This window comes from Rhodococcoides trifolii, from assembly GCF_014635345.1.
Classification (GTDB): domain Bacteria; phylum Actinomycetota; class Actinomycetes; order Mycobacteriales; family Mycobacteriaceae; genus Rhodococcoides; species Rhodococcoides trifolii.
Genome location: NZ_BMCU01000003.1, coordinates 369,161 through 385,482, shown reverse-complemented (window position 1 = coordinate 385,482; position 16,322 = coordinate 369,161). Strand labels below are relative to the sequence as shown.

The 16,322-nt window shown below is 66.9% G+C and carries 17 protein-coding genes; 14 read left to right on the top strand and 3 right to left on the bottom strand.

Annotated features, from left to right (window positions below):
* Position 1: 1 nt before the first annotated feature.
* The 6 genes from alr to tsaD are packed head-to-tail and all read left to right on the top strand — an operon-like array spanning position 2 to position 4,931.
* Positions 2 to 1,153: an alanine racemase gene (alr, locus tag IEW02_RS15040; RefSeq protein WP_229746053.1), complete on the top strand. Its 1,152-nt coding sequence runs from the start codon at positions 2 to 4 to the stop codon at positions 1,151 to 1,153.
* Positions 1,150 to 2,313, top strand: coding sequence for an alpha/beta fold hydrolase (locus IEW02_RS15035; protein ID WP_371829957.1), 1,164 nt, complete (start codon positions 1,150 to 1,152; stop codon positions 2,311 to 2,313). Before alr ends, IEW02_RS15035 begins: the two co-directional genes overlap by 4 nt.
* Positions 2,306 to 2,764 (top strand): tRNA (adenosine(37)-N6)-threonylcarbamoyltransferase complex ATPase subunit type 1 TsaE, encoded by a 459-nt coding sequence (gene tsaE / locus IEW02_RS15030; protein ID WP_229746052.1) that lies wholly within the window; start codon positions 2,306 to 2,308, stop codon positions 2,762 to 2,764. Before IEW02_RS15035 ends, tsaE begins: the two co-directional genes overlap by 8 nt.
* Before the next feature lie 6 nt (positions 2,765 to 2,770).
* A complete protein-coding gene (gene tsaB, locus IEW02_RS15025; protein ID WP_188545654.1) occupies positions 2,771 to 3,415 on the top strand; it encodes a tRNA (adenosine(37)-N6)-threonylcarbamoyltransferase complex dimerization subunit type 1 TsaB in 645 nt (214 codons plus the stop codon).
* Positions 3,412 to 3,885, top strand: a complete 474-nt coding sequence (gene rimI / locus IEW02_RS15020) for a ribosomal protein S18-alanine N-acetyltransferase (protein WP_188545653.1) — start codon at positions 3,412 to 3,414, stop codon at positions 3,883 to 3,885. Before tsaB ends, rimI begins: the two co-directional genes overlap by 4 nt.
* Complete coding sequence (gene tsaD, locus IEW02_RS15015) at positions 3,882 to 4,931, top strand: tRNA (adenosine(37)-N6)-threonylcarbamoyltransferase complex transferase subunit TsaD (RefSeq protein ID WP_188545652.1); 1,050 nt, start codon at positions 3,882 to 3,884, stop codon at positions 4,929 to 4,931. The genes rimI and tsaD overlap by 4 nt, the downstream gene beginning before the upstream one ends.
* Positions 4,932 to 4,944: 13 nt before the next feature.
* Here the strand turns inward: tsaD and IEW02_RS15010 are convergent, their stop codons facing one another.
* Entirely contained in the window at positions 4,945 to 6,447 is a 1,503-nt protein-coding gene (locus tag IEW02_RS15010; protein WP_188545651.1) for an Hsp70 family protein, read from the bottom strand.
* A gap of 449 nt (positions 6,448 to 6,896) precedes the next feature.
* Here IEW02_RS15010 and groES point away from each other — a divergent pair, with 449 nt between their 5' ends.
* Entirely contained in the window at positions 6,897 to 7,196 is a 300-nt protein-coding gene (groES, locus tag IEW02_RS15005; protein ID WP_188545650.1) for a co-chaperone GroES, read from the top strand.
* Positions 7,197 to 7,287: 91 nt separating this feature from the next.
* On the top strand, positions 7,288 to 8,898 hold the full coding sequence (groL, locus tag IEW02_RS15000; RefSeq protein WP_188545649.1) for a chaperonin GroEL: 1,611 nt from the start codon (positions 7,288 to 7,290) through the stop codon (positions 8,896 to 8,898).
* 101 nt (positions 8,899 to 8,999) lie between these two features.
* Here the strand turns inward: groL and IEW02_RS14995 are convergent, their stop codons facing one another.
* Positions 9,000 to 9,293: a WhiB family transcriptional regulator gene (locus tag IEW02_RS14995; RefSeq protein WP_188545648.1), complete on the bottom strand. Its 294-nt coding sequence runs from the start codon at positions 9,291 to 9,293 to the stop codon at positions 9,000 to 9,002.
* A gap of 355 nt (positions 9,294 to 9,648) precedes the next feature.
* On the opposite strand from IEW02_RS14995, the gene IEW02_RS14990 reads away from it, so the two are divergent.
* The 4 genes from IEW02_RS14990 (at position 9,649) to IEW02_RS14975 (ending at position 12,993) form a co-directional block, all read left to right on the top strand.
* Positions 9,649 to 10,599, top strand: a complete 951-nt coding sequence (locus tag IEW02_RS14990) for a MerR family transcriptional regulator (protein ID WP_268236739.1) — start codon at positions 9,649 to 9,651, stop codon at positions 10,597 to 10,599.
* Between the two features lie 13 nt (positions 10,600 to 10,612).
* Positions 10,613 to 11,362 (top strand): hypothetical protein, encoded by a 750-nt coding sequence (locus IEW02_RS14985; protein WP_188545646.1) that lies wholly within the window; start codon positions 10,613 to 10,615, stop codon positions 11,360 to 11,362.
* 139 nt (positions 11,363 to 11,501) lie between these two features.
* Positions 11,502 to 12,080, top strand: a complete 579-nt coding sequence (locus IEW02_RS14980) for a sigma-70 family RNA polymerase sigma factor (RefSeq protein WP_188545645.1) — start codon at positions 11,502 to 11,504, stop codon at positions 12,078 to 12,080.
* Positions 12,073 to 12,993 (top strand): anti-sigma-D factor RsdA, encoded by a 921-nt coding sequence (locus IEW02_RS14975; RefSeq protein ID WP_229746051.1) that lies wholly within the window; start codon positions 12,073 to 12,075, stop codon positions 12,991 to 12,993. The genes IEW02_RS14980 and IEW02_RS14975 overlap by 8 nt, the downstream gene beginning before the upstream one ends.
* Before the next feature lie 70 nt (positions 12,994 to 13,063).
* Here the strand turns inward: IEW02_RS14975 and IEW02_RS14970 are convergent, their stop codons facing one another.
* Positions 13,064 to 13,468 carry a DUF5319 domain-containing protein gene (locus tag IEW02_RS14970; RefSeq protein ID WP_188545644.1) on the bottom strand — a complete coding sequence of 135 codons (405 nt, stop codon included), beginning with the start codon at positions 13,466 to 13,468 and terminating at the stop codon, positions 13,064 to 13,066.
* Positions 13,469 to 13,565: 97 nt separating this feature from the next.
* On the opposite strand from IEW02_RS14970, the gene guaB reads away from it, so the two are divergent.
* Entirely contained in the window at positions 13,566 to 15,107 is a 1,542-nt protein-coding gene (gene guaB / locus IEW02_RS14965; protein ID WP_308933186.1) for an IMP dehydrogenase, read from the top strand.
* A gap of 61 nt (positions 15,108 to 15,168) precedes the next feature.
* Positions 15,169 to 16,311 carry a GuaB3 family IMP dehydrogenase-related protein gene (locus IEW02_RS14960; RefSeq protein WP_188545643.1) on the top strand — a complete coding sequence of 381 codons (1,143 nt, stop codon included), beginning with the start codon at positions 15,169 to 15,171 and terminating at the stop codon, positions 16,309 to 16,311.
* Positions 16,312 to 16,322: the final 11 nt, after the last annotated feature.

Sequence of the window (16,322 nt, the reverse complement as noted above, 5' to 3'; positions counted from 1 at the left end):
CGTGGACCTTGCCCAGACGACTCGCCGTCCGCAGGCCGAGGCGCAGATCGACCTGAACGCGATCGCCCACAATGCCCGCATCCTGGTCGACGCGGCCGCAGGTGCCGCGGTGATGGCAGTGGTCAAAGCGGACGGATACAACCACGGTGCCGTCGAGGTAGCACAGGCTGCGCTGGCTGCCGGGGTGTCCGAACTCGGAGTGACCACCGTCGGTGAGGCACTGGCGTTGCGTCGCGCGGGAATCGTCGCCCCGATCCTGGCGTGGTTGCATTCGGTGGACACCGATTACGACGCGGCGATCGGCGCGGACGTCGAACTCGGCATCTCCTCGCACACCCACCTCGAGGCAATAGTCGATGCGGCGCGCCGGGTGGGCGCCGCGGCAACGGTGTCGGTGAAGATCGACACCGGGCTGAATCGCAACGGTGTCGGCCCTGCCGACCTCGACTCTCTGTATGCCGCGCTGGCCGCCGCGGTCGCCGACGGTTCGGTGACCGTACGGGCTCTGTTCTCGCACCTCGCGTGTGCGGACGTCCCGGATCACCCTGTGAACGACGCGCAGAAAGCGCGATTCGACGACGCGGTCGAGCGCGCACGGCGAGCCGGTCTCGAACCGACCGTGTTGCACCTCGCGAACTCCGCAGCCGCGCTGACCCGCCCGGACATGCATTACGACATGGTGCGACCCGGTATCGCCCTGTACGGCCTCTCGCCTGCGCCCGAACTGGGGACGTTCGGTCTGCGGCCGGCCATGACCCTGAAAGCGCGTGTCGCACTGGTGAAGTCGGTGGCCGCGGGGGAGGGGGTGTCGTACGGACATCTGTGGGTCGCACCTTCCGACACCACCGTCGCGCTGATCCCCGTGGGATACGCCGACGGGGTTCCGCGGACGCTGACCGGCCGGTTCGACGTGACGGTCCGCGGCGTCCGTCGCCCCAGCGTGGGTCGGGTCTGCATGGACCAGGTCATGATCGATCTTGGCCCCGGCGACACCGACGTCCGCGACGGCGACGACGCATTTCTGTTCGGTCCCGGCGACGCGGGTGAACCACACGCCCAGGAATGGGCGGATGCTCTCGGCACCATCCACTACGAGGTGGTCACGGGTGTGCGCGGACGCGTCGAACGCACTCACGTAGGGGAACGCGGATGACCGACTCGAAGTGGTCCGGATTGGTGGGCGGCGTGGCCAGCATCGCCGCGATCGGCGCTGCGGCGGGCGCCACCGCCCTTCGGCGGGCCGTGCGCAGGCAGGGTCCGGATCCGTTGGTACGCGAGGACTTCGCTCTGATGAACGTCGACCGGGGGAGCATCGTCGCGGCCGACGACGGCGTTCCGCTCGCGGTGCGCGAAGTCGGTCCCGTCGCGGCTCCGCTGACGGTCGTGTTCGTACACGGATATTGCCTGCGGATGGAGAGCTGGCATTTCCAGCGGCGCGAACTCGAGCGTCGGTGGGGCCAGGACGTGCGCATGGTGTTCTACGACCAGCGCGGTCACGGCCGTTCCGGGCGCGGTCAAGCGCAGTCGTGCACCATCGCTCAACTCGGCACCGACCTCGCCGCGGTGATACGCGCGGTGGCGCCCAAGGGGCCGGTCGTGCTTCTCGGTCACTCGATGGGCGGCATGACCGTACTCGCCGCCGCCGGGCAGTTCCCGGATCTGTTCGCCGAGAGGGTGATCGGTGTCGGACTGCTGTCGACCACGGCTGCCGGACTGGCGCAGACCGGCCTCGGCCGCAACCTCGAGAACCCGGCAATCGACGCCTTCCGCCTGGCGGTGCGGACCGCGCCCGGTGTCGTCCAGTTCGGGCGCGGAGTGGTGCGGTCCCTGATCTCGCCGGTGTTGCTGGCCGCCTCGTACGGAACCGACGTGAGTCCGGCTCTGGTGCATTTTTCGGAGTCCATGATCAACGGCACATCCGTCGTGACGATGGTGAACTTCCTGAAGTCGCTCGAACTGCACGACGAGACGGACTCGCTGACCGTCCTTGCCGACACCCCCGCGCTCGTCCTGTGCGGCGACGACGACTGGGTCATCCCGTTCCGCAAGTCCGAGGAGTTGGCCGACGGGTTGCCGTTGGCGGAGATCGTTCGGGTGCGCCGAGCCGGGCATCTCGTGCAACTGGAATTCGCGCCCGAGGTCGACGATGCGATCGACCGGTTGGTCACCCGCGCTCTCGCCGCTGCCCCGGCCGAAGGCCGGTCGGATTCAGGCGGGCAGGCCGAAGGCCGGTCGGATTCAGGCGGGCAGGCCGGAGGCCGGTCGGTATTCGGCCGCCGGGTTGCAGAACCGAGGAGGCGGACCGTTGGCTGAGCTCACGCTGACCACCGTCGACGACACCGAAGCGTTGGGCGAGTCGTTGGCGCAGCAGCTGAACGCGGGCGACCTCGTGGTTCTCGACGGGCCTCTCGGCGCCGGCAAGACCGCGCTCACTCGGGGCATCGCACGGGGACTCGGTGTGCGCGGGCGCGTCACGTCACCGACGTTCATGATCGCGCGTACCCACGCTCCCGGCGAGCGACCGGGAGGAGGCGCGTCCGTCGGCCTGGTCCACGTCGATGCGTACCGCCTGGGCACGACGGGTGGATCGCCGCTCGACGAGTTGGACGCCCTCGACCTCGACACCGATCTCACCGACTCGGTCGTGGTGGTCGAGTGGGGCGACGGGTTGGCCGAGACGCTCGTCGACCGCCATCTTCTGGTCAGCCTGCGGCGGCTCCCCGACTCCGACGTCCGAAGCGCCTCGTGGCGTTGGGTAGCCTGACTGACCGTGCTTGTACTCGCCGTCGACACGTCGACTCCCGCGGTCACAGCCGGCTTGGTGCTGCTCGACGACGGCGGACCGCACACCATCACCTCGCGCCTGACGGTCGATGCGCGCCTGCACGCCGAAGTTCTGACGCCGCACATCCTCGACTGTCTTCGGGAAACCGAGCACACCGCGGCCGATCTCGATGCCGTGGTCGTGGGCACTGGCCCCGGCCCGTTCACCGGTCTGCGCGTGGGAATGGCCACCGCGGCAGCGTTCGCCGACGCGCTGCACATCCCGGTCCACGGCGTGGACAGCCTCGACGCCATTGCCGAGGGTGTTCAGGGACACCGAAACCTGTTGGTGGTCACCGACGCTCGCCGTAAGGAAGTCTACTGGGCTCGCTTCGACGGCACTGGTCGTACCAGTGGGCCCCACGTCGGCGCACCGAGCACCGTCGACACCTCCGGGTGCGATGCGGTCGCGGGATCACCGCAGCACGTCGACCTGTTCGATCTTCCGGTCGAACCTGTGGAGTCTCCGTCACCGCGGAGCCTGGTACTGCTGGCCGCCGACGCCCTGTTGCGCGGCGACACACCCGAACCGCTTGTTCCGCAATATCTTCGACGTCCGGACGCAGTAGCCATGGCAGACCGAAAACGATGACGCACGTGGTGGAGCCGATGACACGAGCGGACGCACCGCGGTGCGCCGAGCTCGAGACCGTCCTGTTTCCGGGTGACGACCCCTGGTCGGCCGATGCGTTCCTCGCGGAACTGTCCACGCCGCACAATCGCTACGTCGTGGTCCGCGGCGACGATGGCGTCGCGGTGGGGTACGCCGGCATATCGTTGCTCGGATCACCGGGCGGCGCAGGCGAATCCGAGGTGCACACGATCGGAGTCGATCCGAACGCGCAACGGCAGGGGATCGGCGGGTTACTTCTGGGCGCCCTCCTCGATGTCGCGGACCGCCACGGCGGGCCGGTGTTTCTCGAGGTCCGTACGGACAACGACGCAGCCATCGAGCTGTACCGACGTGAGGGGTTCGAGATCGTCGGAACGCGGACGGGTTATTACCGGCCGAGCGGAGCAGACGCGTACAGCATGGTGCGGCGAACGGGTGGTGACGCATGATCGTGATGGGAATCGAAAGCTCTTGTGACGAAACCGGAGTCGGGATCGTTCGGTACCACGAGTCCGGACCCGACGCGGGAACGTGCGAGGCGATGGCGGACGAGGTCGCGTCCAGCGTCGACGAACACGCACGATTCGGCGGCGTCGTACCGGAGATCGCGTCACGGGCACACCTCGAGGCCATCGTCCCGACCATGCGGCGCGCGGTGGCGGCCGCCGGCATTGACAAGCCGGACGCCGTTGCCGTCACGATCGGCCCCGGCCTGGCCGGGGCGCTGCTGGTGGGTGTTGCCGCGGCGAAGGCGTACGCCGCTGCGTGGGGCGTGCCGTTCTACGCGGTGAACCATCTCGGTGGCCACGTCGCCGTCGACACCCTCGAGCACGGCCCGATGCCGCCGTGCGTGGCACTCCTGGTATCGGGCGGCCACACTCACCTTCTCCATGTCGACGACCTCGCCGCGCCGATCACCGAACTCGGCAGCACCGTCGACGACGCCGCCGGTGAAGCGTTCGACAAGGTGGCTCGGTTGCTCGGCCTCGGATACCCGGGCGGTCCGGTCCTCGACAGCATCGCCCGCACCGGAGACCCGACTGCGATCGCGTTTCCCCGCGGGATGACGGGTCCTCGAGACTCGCGGTACGACTTCTCGTTCTCCGGTGTGAAGACGGCCGTGGCCCGGTACGTCGAATCAGCCGAGCGCGCCGGAAGGACGGTGAACATCCCCGATGTCGCCGCGTCGTTCCAGGAGGCGGTGGCCGACGTCCTCACCATGAAAGCGGTCCGTGCGGCGGCGGATCGAGGCGTCGACACTCTGGTGCTCGGGGGCGGTGCCACGGCCAACTCACGTATCCGCGCACTTGCCGAAGAGCGGTGTGCTGCAGCCGGTATCACCCTGCGCGTGCCCGCGCCGCGACTGTGTACGGACAACGGAATCATGATCGCCACGCTGGGAGCTCACATCGCGGCGACGGGGGCAACACCGTCGCAGTTGTCCGCCGCGACCGACCCGGGACTGTCGGTGTCGACCAGCCAGGTGTTCGCCTAGCAGCCGGGTTCGCCTAGCGAGTGGTGGTCTCAGTTTCGGAAGATCGGTCCGTGGTCACCGACTGCGGCACAGGGGACGACTGCGGGACAGGGGAGGCGAGCGTGGCTCCGGGAGTGACGGCCGGTGTCTCGGGCACGGTGGTCACCGCAGGGGGAACGGTCGTCGTCACCTCGGGGGTGGTCGACGGCGGCGCAGTGGTGGCGCTGACGTCGGGAGGTGTTGTCGTCGGGACCGATTCGACGCCCGGTCCGCGGGTGGGGAGTCCGGGAAGGTTCGTCAACCACGGTGGCAGCACGATCGACGGCAGCCCGGGTGCCGGACGAAGGCTCGGCGTGGTGGTCGCGGGGGCGACGGTCGTGTCGTTCACCGGCGCCGCGGTCAGCGGGTACTGCGTGTCGGCGGTGGGCGCCCAGGTATCCGAGCCGCTCTCGTACGTCTCGAGGTCGGACGTTCCCATGTCCACCGGTGGGTAGGTCGGCGCGACGACGGACGAGTCGGATGCGGGTGCACCGGTCCCGGTTTCATCGGGTGAGGCCGTCGCGGCGGGGGACACCGCGGTGTCGTCCGTCGGCATCACGGCCTGCACTCCGTACGCCATGACGAACGCGGCAACCGTCAGCCCTGCTGCGAGGACGCCGAGGGTGCGCAGTATCGACCCTGCTCGGGGACGGGTGACCGATCGGTGAATCGGGAACTCTCCGGTCGGCGACGAACGCACCAGTAGCGCCGCGCCTTTCGCCAGCACAGCGTCAGGTTCTCCGGTGCGGACGATGGGAAGACCGAGGGCGTCCGAGGCGGCGTCGACGACGGCGGGTACGTACGCGCCGCCTCCGATCAGCGCCACGGCGCACGGAGTCCGGCCGGAGGCGTCCACCACCACGCGAAGGAAGTCGCGGAATGCGTCCAGTTCGCCGTCGATGGATTCGACGAACTCACCACGCGTGACCGTGATGGGTTCGTCCGCAATGTGTTCGACGGTCACGGTGTCCGCGCTCGACAGGTGTTCCTTGGCGGTCCGGAGGCGGGCCGTGACGATGCCGCGATCGCTCTTGCCGGTGTCGACCGGGGAGGGCGACTTGGACGAGACCACGCCCGACAACCGTCGGTCGAACGCATCTCCGCCGACGTCGTGAGTGCGCTGCGCAGCATGTACTGTGCCGTCGATCTGGTCGACCACGGCAACACTGGTTCCGGACGCTCCGACGTCCACGACGACGACGTTCGTGAATCGGGCGACTTCGCCGGTGTGGCGTAGATAGCTCAGGGCCGCCGAGATCTCGGGCACCAGCGTGATGTCGTGACGACGTGCGGCGAGTCGTACGGCTTCGGCTTGCTGTTCGGAGCGGTACGTCACTGCGATCGAGTCGATCTGGTCGTTCTCGGCACTGTCGACCATGTCGATGGACGACACCACCAGATCGCCGACGTCCGTGTGTGCGCTGTCGGCGGTGACGGTTCGATAGTCGAAGGTGTCGAGTCCGTCGGGAGCGGTGGTGAGCAGCGCGGTGCAGACCACGTCCGAACCTGCCGATAATCCTATCGTCCTGCGCATTGCTCACCCCCTCACATATTCAGGCCGGTACCGATCTCATGGCCGTTACGAGAATGTTATCGAAGTGAAGAGGCGTTTCGTAACAGCTTTGTTCTGGAGCTGCCGCCTCACGGCTCGTGAAAATCGGCATGACCAGTACGTTTCCGGGAAAGAAATGCACGAAAATTTTTTGCGCAAATCTGCCGGTTGGGTGTCCTCGGGCCCCGAACCGGCGTTCGCGGGCAGCGGAACGAACAAGCACTCGCAGATGCTTGAGTGCTGGCACTCGCATGTATAGAGTGCTAGTTGGCACCGACCCGGTCCCGGCACCCGCGACGACGGGAACCGGTCAGGAGCTTCCTGATCTACCCAGCAGCAGGCATCCGAGGACCAGCCTCGGGGCCGAGAAAAATCGTGAAAGTGGAGGGCTCATCGTGGCGAGCGTGAACATCAAGCCGCTCGAGGACAAGATCCTCGTCCAGGCCATCGAGGCCGAGACGACGACCGCCTCCGGCCTGGTCATCCCCGACACGGCCAAGGAGAAGCCCCAGGAGGGCACCGTCGTCGCCGTCGGCGAGGGACGCGTGACCGACAAGGGCCATCGCATCCCGGTCGACGTCAAAGAAGGTGACACCGTCATCTACAGCAAGTACGGCGGCACCGAGGTCAAGTACGCCGGTGAGGAGTACTTGATCCTGTCCGCACGCGACGTGCTGGCAGTCATCTCCAAGTAAGTATCGCGCCCTCCGCCCCGGTGTCCTCGGACCCGGGGCGGATTGCGTTCCAGCCGAAGACCTTCCTCCCAAAGGAGTTGTGCGAAGCCACATGTCCAAGCAAATCGAATTCAACGAGACTGCCCGCCGCAGTCTCGAAAGGGGCGTCGACAAGCTTGCCGACGCCGTCAAGGTCACACTCGGCCCCCGTGGCCGCCACGTGGTGCTCGCCAAGGCGTTCGGCGGACCGACGGTCACCAACGACGGTGTGTCGATCGCCCGCGAAATCGATCTCGAGGATCCGTTCGAGAACCTGGGCGCGCAGCTCGTCAAGAGCGTGGCAACCAAGACCAACGACGTCGCAGGCGACGGAACGACCACGGCCACCGTGCTGGCCCAGGCCCTCGTTCACGTCGGTCTGAAGAACGTCGCGGCTGGTGCGAACCCCATCGCACTCGGTGTCGGAATCAGCAAGGCCGTCGATCACGTGTCCGAGGCGCTGCTGGCCGCCGCCGTCCCCGTCGACGGCAAGAAGGCGATCTCCCAGGTCGCGACCGTGTCGTCGCGCGACGAGCTCATCGGCGAGATGGTCGGCGAGGCGCTGACCCGCGTCGGAACCGACGGAGTGGTCACGGTCGAGGAGTCGTCGACGCTGGAGTCCGAGCTCGTGGTCACCGAGGGCGTCCAGTTCGACAAGGGCTACCTGTCACCGTATTTCGTGACCGACGTGGACAGCCAGGAAGCTGTGCTCGAAGACGCCTATGTGCTGCTCTACCGCGACAAGATCAGCTCTCTTCCGGATTTCCTTCCGCTGCTCGAGAAGATCGCCGAGTCCGGTAAGCCCGTCGTCATCGTCGCCGAGGACGTCGAGGGCGAATCGCTGTCGACACTCGTCGTCAACTCCATCCGCAAGACCGTCAAGGCAGTGGCCGTGAAGGCTCCGTTCTTCGGCGATCGTCGCAAGGCGTTCCTCGAAGACCTGGCCGTCGTCACCGCCGGCACCGTCATCACGTCCGACCTCGGCCTGACGCTCAAAGAAGCCGGACTGGACCTGCTGGGCCACGCCCGGCGCGTCGTCGTCAGCAAGGACGAGACCACCATCGTCGACGGCGACGGGACCGAAGCGGCGATCGCCGATCGCGTCTCTCAGCTCCGCCGTGAGATCGAGGCCACCGATTCCGATTGGGACCGCGAGAAGCTCGAAGAGCGTCTGGCGAAGTTGTCCGGTGGCGTCGCGGTCATTCGTGTGGGCGCTGCCACCGAAACCGACCTCAAGGAACGCAAGTTCCGCGTCGAGGACGCCGTCAACGCAGCAAAGGCAGCGGTCGAGGAAGGCATCGTCTCGGGCGGCGGCGCAGCTCTCGTTCACGCGAGCCGCGGTCTGGAAGGCGGCCTGGGCCTGACCGGTGACGAGGCGATCGGCGTTGCCGCCGTACGCACCGCGCTGCGTGCACCGTTGTTCTGGATCGCGAGCAACGCCGGCGTGGACGGCTCGGTCGTGGTCGGCACCGTCGTCGATGCCGGCGACAACACCGGTTTCGACGCGGCCACCCTGCAGTACGGGGATCTGGTCGCCGGAGGCGTCATCGACCCCGTCAAGGTGACCAGGTCGGCGGTTGTCAACGCGGCGTCCGTCGCGAAGATGATCCTGACGACGGAGAGCACCATCGTCGACAAGCCCGAGGACGTTCAGGAAGACCACGGGCACGGTCACAGCCACTGACCCGCTACCGACACGGACAGGGCCCTGCCGAGGATTCTCGGCAGGGCCCTGTCACGTTCTCGGGGTCGCGGCGTGAGGGTCGTGGCGTGAGGGTCGTGGCGTCAGGACGCCAGACGGCGCCGGTTGTGTCGTGCGTGCATCTCGCGTTCGGTCTCCGACATTCCGCCCCAGATTCCGTACGGCTCGCAGACCGTCAGAGCGTGGCTGCGGCACTGAGCGAGAACCGGGCACCGTCGGCACATTTCCTTGGCGCGCATCTCGCGCTGGGCGCGTGCGCGTCCGCGTTCGCCGTCCGGGTGAAAGAACATCGAGGAGTCGACACCGCGGCACAGGCCGTTCATCTGCCAGTCCCAGATGTCGGCGTTGGGACCCGGGAGGTGGTTCGGCTGAGGCATGAGTACTCCTAGGTGCGTGTGTGAAATCCGCGTGCGTGAAAATCGTGTGCTGGAGACCGTGTTCTAGAGACCAGGGCCCGCGAGAAACCAGGTCGTCGTCGACCGCCGGTGTTTCGCGAACCAAGGCAACCGTAGGTCGCACCGGGAAATCGAGTCAATAGTTGTTCACGGTGGTCATTTGCATAGATCGTGATTCAAGATTTAACGACGCCGACATTTACTTTCGACAATTTCCGTGATTGCAGTACGTGTTGAAAAAAGGCATGGGTCACGAGACCATTGACCGGTGCGCAGCGCTGACGGTTCGCCCCTCGGGTCGAGTTCTGCGTCTGTCGTCGCGTCGGCTGGACTGCGAATGTCTGTTTCCGCGTTGGCTTTTCGTCTCGGAGTGGCCCCCTCCACACTCCGCACGTGGGAGCGTCGGTACGGCATCGGGGCGTCCGATCACGAGTCCGGCCATCACCGCAGATACACCGCGGCCGATGTCGAGCGGCTCGAATGCATGCACCGCGCCGTGCAGGAGGGAGCGCCCCCCGCAGAGGCGGCCCGATACGCACTTAACGCGATCGCCACACGGCCGACAGATGCCGATAACATCGAGCAGCGGAATCAGGTGTGGAACCATCCTGTTAATTCGATGAAAACAGATGGCAGCGAGGGCGCCTCAGCATCTCCTGCGGCCCCGGCCTCCCTCGGCACCGACGACGACGTTCGCGAACTGGCCGCGGCAGTGGACATCCGAGACACCGTGTCCATGCATCGCATCTTGGACCGTTCCATCGACGGGCGGGGGGCGGCGGACACCTGGTCCGGTGTCGTCCTGCCTCTGCTGAGGTGGCTCGACGCCGGCGGCAGCGCCGACGAGGCCACGTCGACGAGAGCCGAGTCGTTCTCCTGCTGTGTGTCGTCCGCGATGGCCACAGCCATGGTGGACTCGCCCGTTCCCACCGGCTCGCCTCGTGTTCTGCTGGCGTCGCCGCCGGGCGAGAAGCCCGATCTGGAACTGCGGGCTCTCGCTGCGGCGTTGGCGCGGGCAGCGGTGGACGTGCGGCTGCTTCCCCGAGCCATCGGAACGGGTTCCCTGATCTCGGGCGTCGTCGACGCTCGACCCGACGTCCTCGTCTTCTGGCTGCCGGAACGTGAGGTGAGCGTTCTACCCTGGGTCCGTGCCATTCGACGACGCTGCACCGGCCTGCACATCCTCGTTGCGGGCAGAGGATGGACGCCCGAGTCGCTTCCCCGAACGATCCCTCGCATCGGGGGAGTCGACACCGCGTTCGGAGCCGTGTACGACGCCGTCAGCTGAGCATGCGTTCGGAGTGCGACCCGAGCAGCGAGTCGTACTCGACCGGTCGGCTGGTCCGAGCGAACGCTGGCTCGCGGCGGTCGCTCTCGGCGGGCAGGGCCGCTACGCCGCGGCGCGCGCAGTTCTACGACCGCTGCGGCGCTGCCCGGATCCGGTCGTGCGATCACTGGCCGCCAGTACAGAGGGATCGCTGTGGCGGCAGTTGGGCTGGCACCGTCTCGCGGGCATTCACGACGGGCGCGCACTGCTCGAACTCGGCGGATCGGGATCGGGTCACCTCGACGCCCAAGCCGACGCGCTGATCGGTCTGGCGGCGGACTCGATCGGCGCGAATCGGCTCGAGCGCGGCCTGACGCTCCTGTCGCGGTGCGCACTGCTGCTCGACGGATCGGACGGCGCGGAACGGCCTCGCATTCGCATGCAATGGGTGCACGCCGAGATCGCACTGGCGCAAGGACGGTGCACCGATGCCCTGCAGCACGCCGAGCACGCCGCGGCGCTGAGTCGCTCGTACCCGTCCGTTCGGCACGCCGTGAAATCGGATCTACTCGTCGCAGCCGCGCAGATGGCGTCGGGCCGGTCCGCCGAGGCGGCGCGCGACGTGCGGTCGATCACGTCCCGAGCGGACGTCCACGGGTTGCTTCCCCTCGCGTGGGCGTCGTCGATGTTGGGTGTTGCGCTCGGAGACGAGGCGTCGAGCGGGGCCCGAGACCGGTATTGCGCAACGATTCGGCAACGAGGCGGTGTTTTCCGAAGCGAATGACTCCAGGACCTACCGGTCCGGTTTGCAGCGAGGAATGGATCGCTATCCTAGTTTCTGTTCCGTCTGCATTCGTCGAATGCGGGGGAAGCACGCCTGCTCAGTAGGTGGTGCCACTGTAACGCGGGGACTTGTTCGGGCGATGACTGTAACGGGTGAGGGTTTGGACTCGGCCGTCGCTGCAGCAGCAGCGGGCGACCGGGGTGCTCTCTCTCTGGTGCTGGAAAGCATCCGTCCCGTGGTTGTCCGGTATTGCCGAGCGCGGGTCGGATCTGCCGAGCGTGGACAGCTCTCGGCGGACGATGTGGCGCAGGAAGTCTGCATGGCAGTCATGACTGCGCTGCCGCGTTACCAGGATCAAGGTCGACCGTTCATGGCTTTCGTGTACGGCATTGCCGCACACAAGGTCGCTGATGCACATCGGAGCGCGTCCCGTAACAAATCGGAACCGATGGCAGATGTACCGGATGTCATGTCCACCGATCACGGGCCGGAGCAAATGGCTCTCGATTCGGAGGCAGGACGCCGGATGAATGCACTGCTGGCAACACTGCCGGAGAAGCACCGAGAAATTCTGGTGCTCCGGTTGGTTGTCGGGCTGTCGGCCGAAGAGACCGCAGCCGCCGTGGGTAGCACGGCCGGCGCAGTACGTGTGGCGCAACACCGAGCAATAGCGAAGCTGAAGAACGAAGTAGTGGGAGCAGGTGACAAGTATGGCTAGGGACAGCAACACGTTCGGACACGATCCCTACGCCGAGACGGGCCCGATCGACATCGCAGCAGTTCGTCGTGACGACATGCTGATCGATGCGATCGCAGGGGACGGCCCGGTCGCGACCGACAGTGCGGACGAATACCGCCTGGCAGCTCTGCTCGCCGAGTGGCGCGCCGAGATCGTGTCGCCCGCCCTTCCCCAGAACCCCGACATCGACGCAGTGTGTGCCGCTCTCGAGACAACGCTGGCCCGCGACGAGTCGAACAGGCGTACCGCGAGCCGGATGCGACTGTTGCGCCCGATCGCCGGAGCCGCCGCAGCCGTGGCGTTCGTGATCGGTGGAGTCACGGCCATCTCGTACAACGCAATGCCCGGCGATCCGCTGTGGAAGGTGAAGGAAGTCGTCTTCACCCAGCAGGCCGATTCGACTGTCGCACAGGTCGACAGCACGACCACCTTGCAAGACGCCGAGAAGCTCATCGCCGCGGGCGACGTCTCCACGGCCAAGGCCAAGCTGGACGAGGCTGCCAGAACGGTTCCTGCCGTCGGAGACGCGGCCGAACGTCAGCAGCTCACCGACTGGTGGAACCGCCTGCTGGACGAACTCGACAAGTTGCTGAACCCCGCTCCGGCACCGGCGCCGGCGCCGAGCAGCACCAGCGCTGAAGCCACGACGACCACCGGTTCGGCGCCGACCACGACGCCGTCCTACCAGCTGCCGACTCTGCCGATTCCGACGGAGTTGCCCCAGTTGCCGACGGAGCTGCCGTCCTTCACGTTGCCGTTCCCGCTCCCGAGCCTGCCGTTCCCGATTCCGGGTCAGGCTCCGGCCCCCACGAGCGAGCCGTCGGCTCAGCTTCAGGCGCCGGTCACCACCACGCCCGCCGCTCCGACGTCGGCAGCAGCCCCGACCGAATAGCGCACTCGCACAACGAAAACGACCCGCACAGACGATCTGTGCGGGTCGTTTTTCGCCAAAGGGGGGTGGGTCAGGATTCGAAGCCGTCGCCCTGCAGCGCATCGTTCATTGACGCGTCGGCGTAGCCACGGCAGTAGTCCCATGTGACGTACGTGTCGGGAACCGGATCGTACGCGGGCTCGTGGGGCCGCACGGTTCCGTCGACAAGAAGCTGAAGCAGGTTGGCGCGCAGCATGTCCCAGTCGTGATAATGATCTTGTTGGCAGTCCTCACAGCACACCACCAGTCCGCGGACGCCTCGGTGTGCCAACAGTGCCTCGTACACGGCGAGGTCGGCTAGGTCCTCCTCGACCGCGAGACGTTCCTGCGGGTCGAGAGGCTGACCGGGCTCGATTGCGTCGAGAGCGGCCGAAGGGTCGGTGGGGTCGCCGGCAAACGGATCCGGCGGCAGACCTGGAGGCAGTTGATCGCGCACACGACCACGGTACGCAGTGGGGGTGGGTCCGCGCCAGCGCTACCGATAAGATGACCACCCATACATCACCCGTGCTCCAGGAGGGCCAGAGAAGTCCATGACCAGTCCGAACAGGCCCACCGAATCCGGAGCGTTCGTGCGAACCGGCGGTGACGACCCGAACAAGGTCGCCATGCTCGGACTCACGTTCGACGACGTCCTGCTCATCCCGGCCGCGTCCGACATCGTTCCCAGCACCGTGGACACGTCCAGCCAGCTCACCCGTGACATTCGACTGCGTGTTCCGCTGGTGAGTTCGGCCATGGACACGGTGACCGAGGCGCGGATGGCCATCGCCATGGCTCGTGCGGGCGGCATGGGTGTGCTGCACCGCAACCTCTCTGTCGCCGATCAGGCGGCACAGGTGGAGATGGTGAAGCGCTCCGAAGCCGGGATGGTCACCGATCCGGTCACGTGCAAGCCCACGGACACCCTCGCCGAAGTGGACGCGATGTGTGCGCGCTTCCGCATCTCGGGTCTGCCGGTCACCAACGAGATGGGTGCCCTGGTCGGTATCATCACCAATCGCGACATGCGCTTCGAGGTGGACCAGAGCCGCACCGTCGCCGAGGTGATGACCAAAGCGCCGCTCATCACCGCGCGCGAGGGTGTCACGGCCGACGCCGCGCTGGGCCTGCTGCGTCGACACAAGATCGAGAAGCTTCCCATCGTGGACGGTCAGGGAAACCTGACCGGTCTGATCACGGTGAAGGACTTCGTCAAGACCGAACAGCACCCGTTCGCCACCAAGGACCGCGACGGACGTCTGCTCGTCGGCGCAGCAGTGGGAGTGGGCGACGACTCCTGGGCGCGTGTGATGACGCTCAGCGACGCCGGCGTCGACGTGCTTGTGGTCGACACCGCGCACGGCCACAACACGATGGTTCTCGACATGGTCAGCAAGGTCAAAGCCGAGGTGGGCGACCGAGTGCAGGTGATCGGCGGCAACGTGGCCACCCGTTCGGGTGCGCTGGCCCTGGTGGAAGCCGGTGCCGACGCCGTCAAGGTCGGCGTGGGACCCGGATCCATCTGCACCACCCGCGTCGTCGCCGGAGTCGGCGCCCCGCAGATCACGGCCATCCTCGAAGCCGTCGCAGTGTGCAAGCCCGCTGGAGTCCCGGTGATCGCGGACGGTGGTCTGCAGTTCTCGGGCGACATCGCGAAGGCGCTCGCCGCGGGCGCGTCCACCGCGATGCTCGGGTCACTGTTGGCCGGCACGGCGGAGTCGCCGGGTGAGCTGATCCTGGTGGGCGGCAAGCAGTTCAAGAGCTACCGGGGCATGGGATCGCTCGGGGCGATGCAGGGGCGCGGAGGAGCGAAGTCCTTCTCGAAGGATCGCTACTTTCAGGACGACGTTCTCGCCGAGGACAAGCTGGTGCCCGAGGGCATCGAAGGGCGGGTGCCGTTCCGCGGTCCGCTCTCTCAGGTGATCCACCAGCTGACCGGCGGACTTCGCGCCGCCATGGGCTACACGGGATCGGACAGCGTCGAGCACCTGCAGGAAGCGCAGTTCGTTCAGATCACGGCTGCGGGCCTCAAGGAGAGCCACCCGCACGACATCACGATGACCGTCGAGGCACCCAACTACACGGTTCGCTGAGTTTTTCCCGGCCGGCCTCCGGCCTTCCCGCTCGCTACACACCCTCGAAGAAAGGACGCGCGTGCGCGACCTCGTCGAAATCGGCATGGGCAGAACTGCCCGCAAGACCTACGAACTCGACGACGTGGACATCGTCCCGTCGCGGCGGACCCGCTCGTCGAAGGAAGTGTCGACGGCGTGGCAACTCGACGCGTACCGGTTCGACATCCCGATTCTGGCGCATCCGACCGATGCGCTCGTGTCACCGGAATTCGCCATCGAGATGGGCAAGCGTGGTGGCCTCGGCGTCGTCAACGGTGAGGGCTTGTGGAGTCGGCACGCCGACGTGCAGTCCAAGATCGACGAACTGATTGCCATCGCCGAATCCGACGTCGATGCCGACGCCCCTGTGGCATTTCTGCAGAAGCTGCATGCCGCACCCGTTCAGCCGGACCTGCTCGCCGCTGCCGTCGCTCAGGTGCGAGACGCAGGTGTCACCGTCGCGGTGCGCGTCAGTCCCCAGAGTGCGCTCACGCTGACACCGGCGCTGCTGCAGGCCGGGGTCGACCTTCTCGTCGTGCAGGGAACGATCATTTCGGCTGAGCACGTGGCGCACAGCAGCGAGGAACCGCTCAACCTCAAGACGTTCATCGCCGATCTCGACGTCCCCGTGGTCGCGGGCGGCGTCAGCGACCACCGCACCGCCCTGCATCTGATGCGGACGGGTGCAGCCGGGGTCATCGTCGGGTACGGATCCACCGAGGGGGCGACCACCACCAACGAAGTGCTCGGCATCGGTGTCCCCATGGCGACGGCCATCGCGGATGCGGCAGCGGCACGTCGTGACTACCTCGACGAGACCGGCGGTCGATACGTCCACGTGATCGCCGACGGCGACATCACGACGTCCGGCCAGTTGGCGAAGGCGATCGCGTGCGGCGCCGATGCGGCCGTGCTCGGCGCACCGCTGGCCGCGGCAGCGGAGGCGCCGGGTCGTGGGTGGTACTGGCCGTCTGCTGCCGCGCACCCGTCGATGCCGCGCGGCGCGTTGATGCCGGTGTCGTTCGACGAGCAGCGACCGTCGCTCGAGCGGGTGCTGACCGGGCCCTCCGACGACCCCTTCGGTTCACTCGATCTCGTCGGGGGACTGCGTCGGTCGATGGCCAAATCCGGCTACTCCGATCTCAAAGAGTTCCAGAAGGTCGGACTGAACGTCCGCGCCTGAAAAAGAAATGC

What these genes read in the sequence shown, in the direction of transcription:
- IEW02_RS15035 (WP_371829957.1), top strand. Translation starts at nt 1,150, where the DNA reads ATGACCGACTCGAAGTGGTCCGGATTGGTGGGCGGCGTGGCCAGCATC.
- rimI (WP_188545653.1), top strand. Translation starts at nt 3,412, where the DNA reads ATGACGCACGTGGTGGAGCCGATGACACGAGCGGACGCACCGCGGTGC.
- tsaD (WP_188545652.1), top strand. Translation starts at nt 3,882, where the DNA reads ATGATCGTGATGGGAATCGAAAGCTCTTGTGACGAAACCGGAGTCGGG.
- groL (WP_188545649.1), top strand. Translation starts at nt 7,288, where the DNA reads ATGTCCAAGCAAATCGAATTCAACGAGACTGCCCGCCGCAGTCTCGAA.
- IEW02_RS14995 (WP_188545648.1), bottom strand. Translation starts at nt 9,293, where the DNA reads ATGCCTCAGCCGAACCACCTCCCGGGTCCCAACGCCGACATCTGGGAC.
- IEW02_RS14990 (WP_268236739.1), top strand. Translation starts at nt 9,649, where the DNA reads ATGTCTGTTTCCGCGTTGGCTTTTCGTCTCGGAGTGGCCCCCTCCACA.
- IEW02_RS14980 (WP_188545645.1), top strand. Translation starts at nt 11,502, where the DNA reads ATGACTGTAACGGGTGAGGGTTTGGACTCGGCCGTCGCTGCAGCAGCA.
- IEW02_RS14975 (WP_229746051.1), top strand. Translation starts at nt 12,073, where the DNA reads ATGGCTAGGGACAGCAACACGTTCGGACACGATCCCTACGCCGAGACG.
- guaB (WP_308933186.1), top strand. Translation starts at nt 13,566, where the DNA reads ATGACCAGTCCGAACAGGCCCACCGAATCCGGAGCGTTCGTGCGAACC.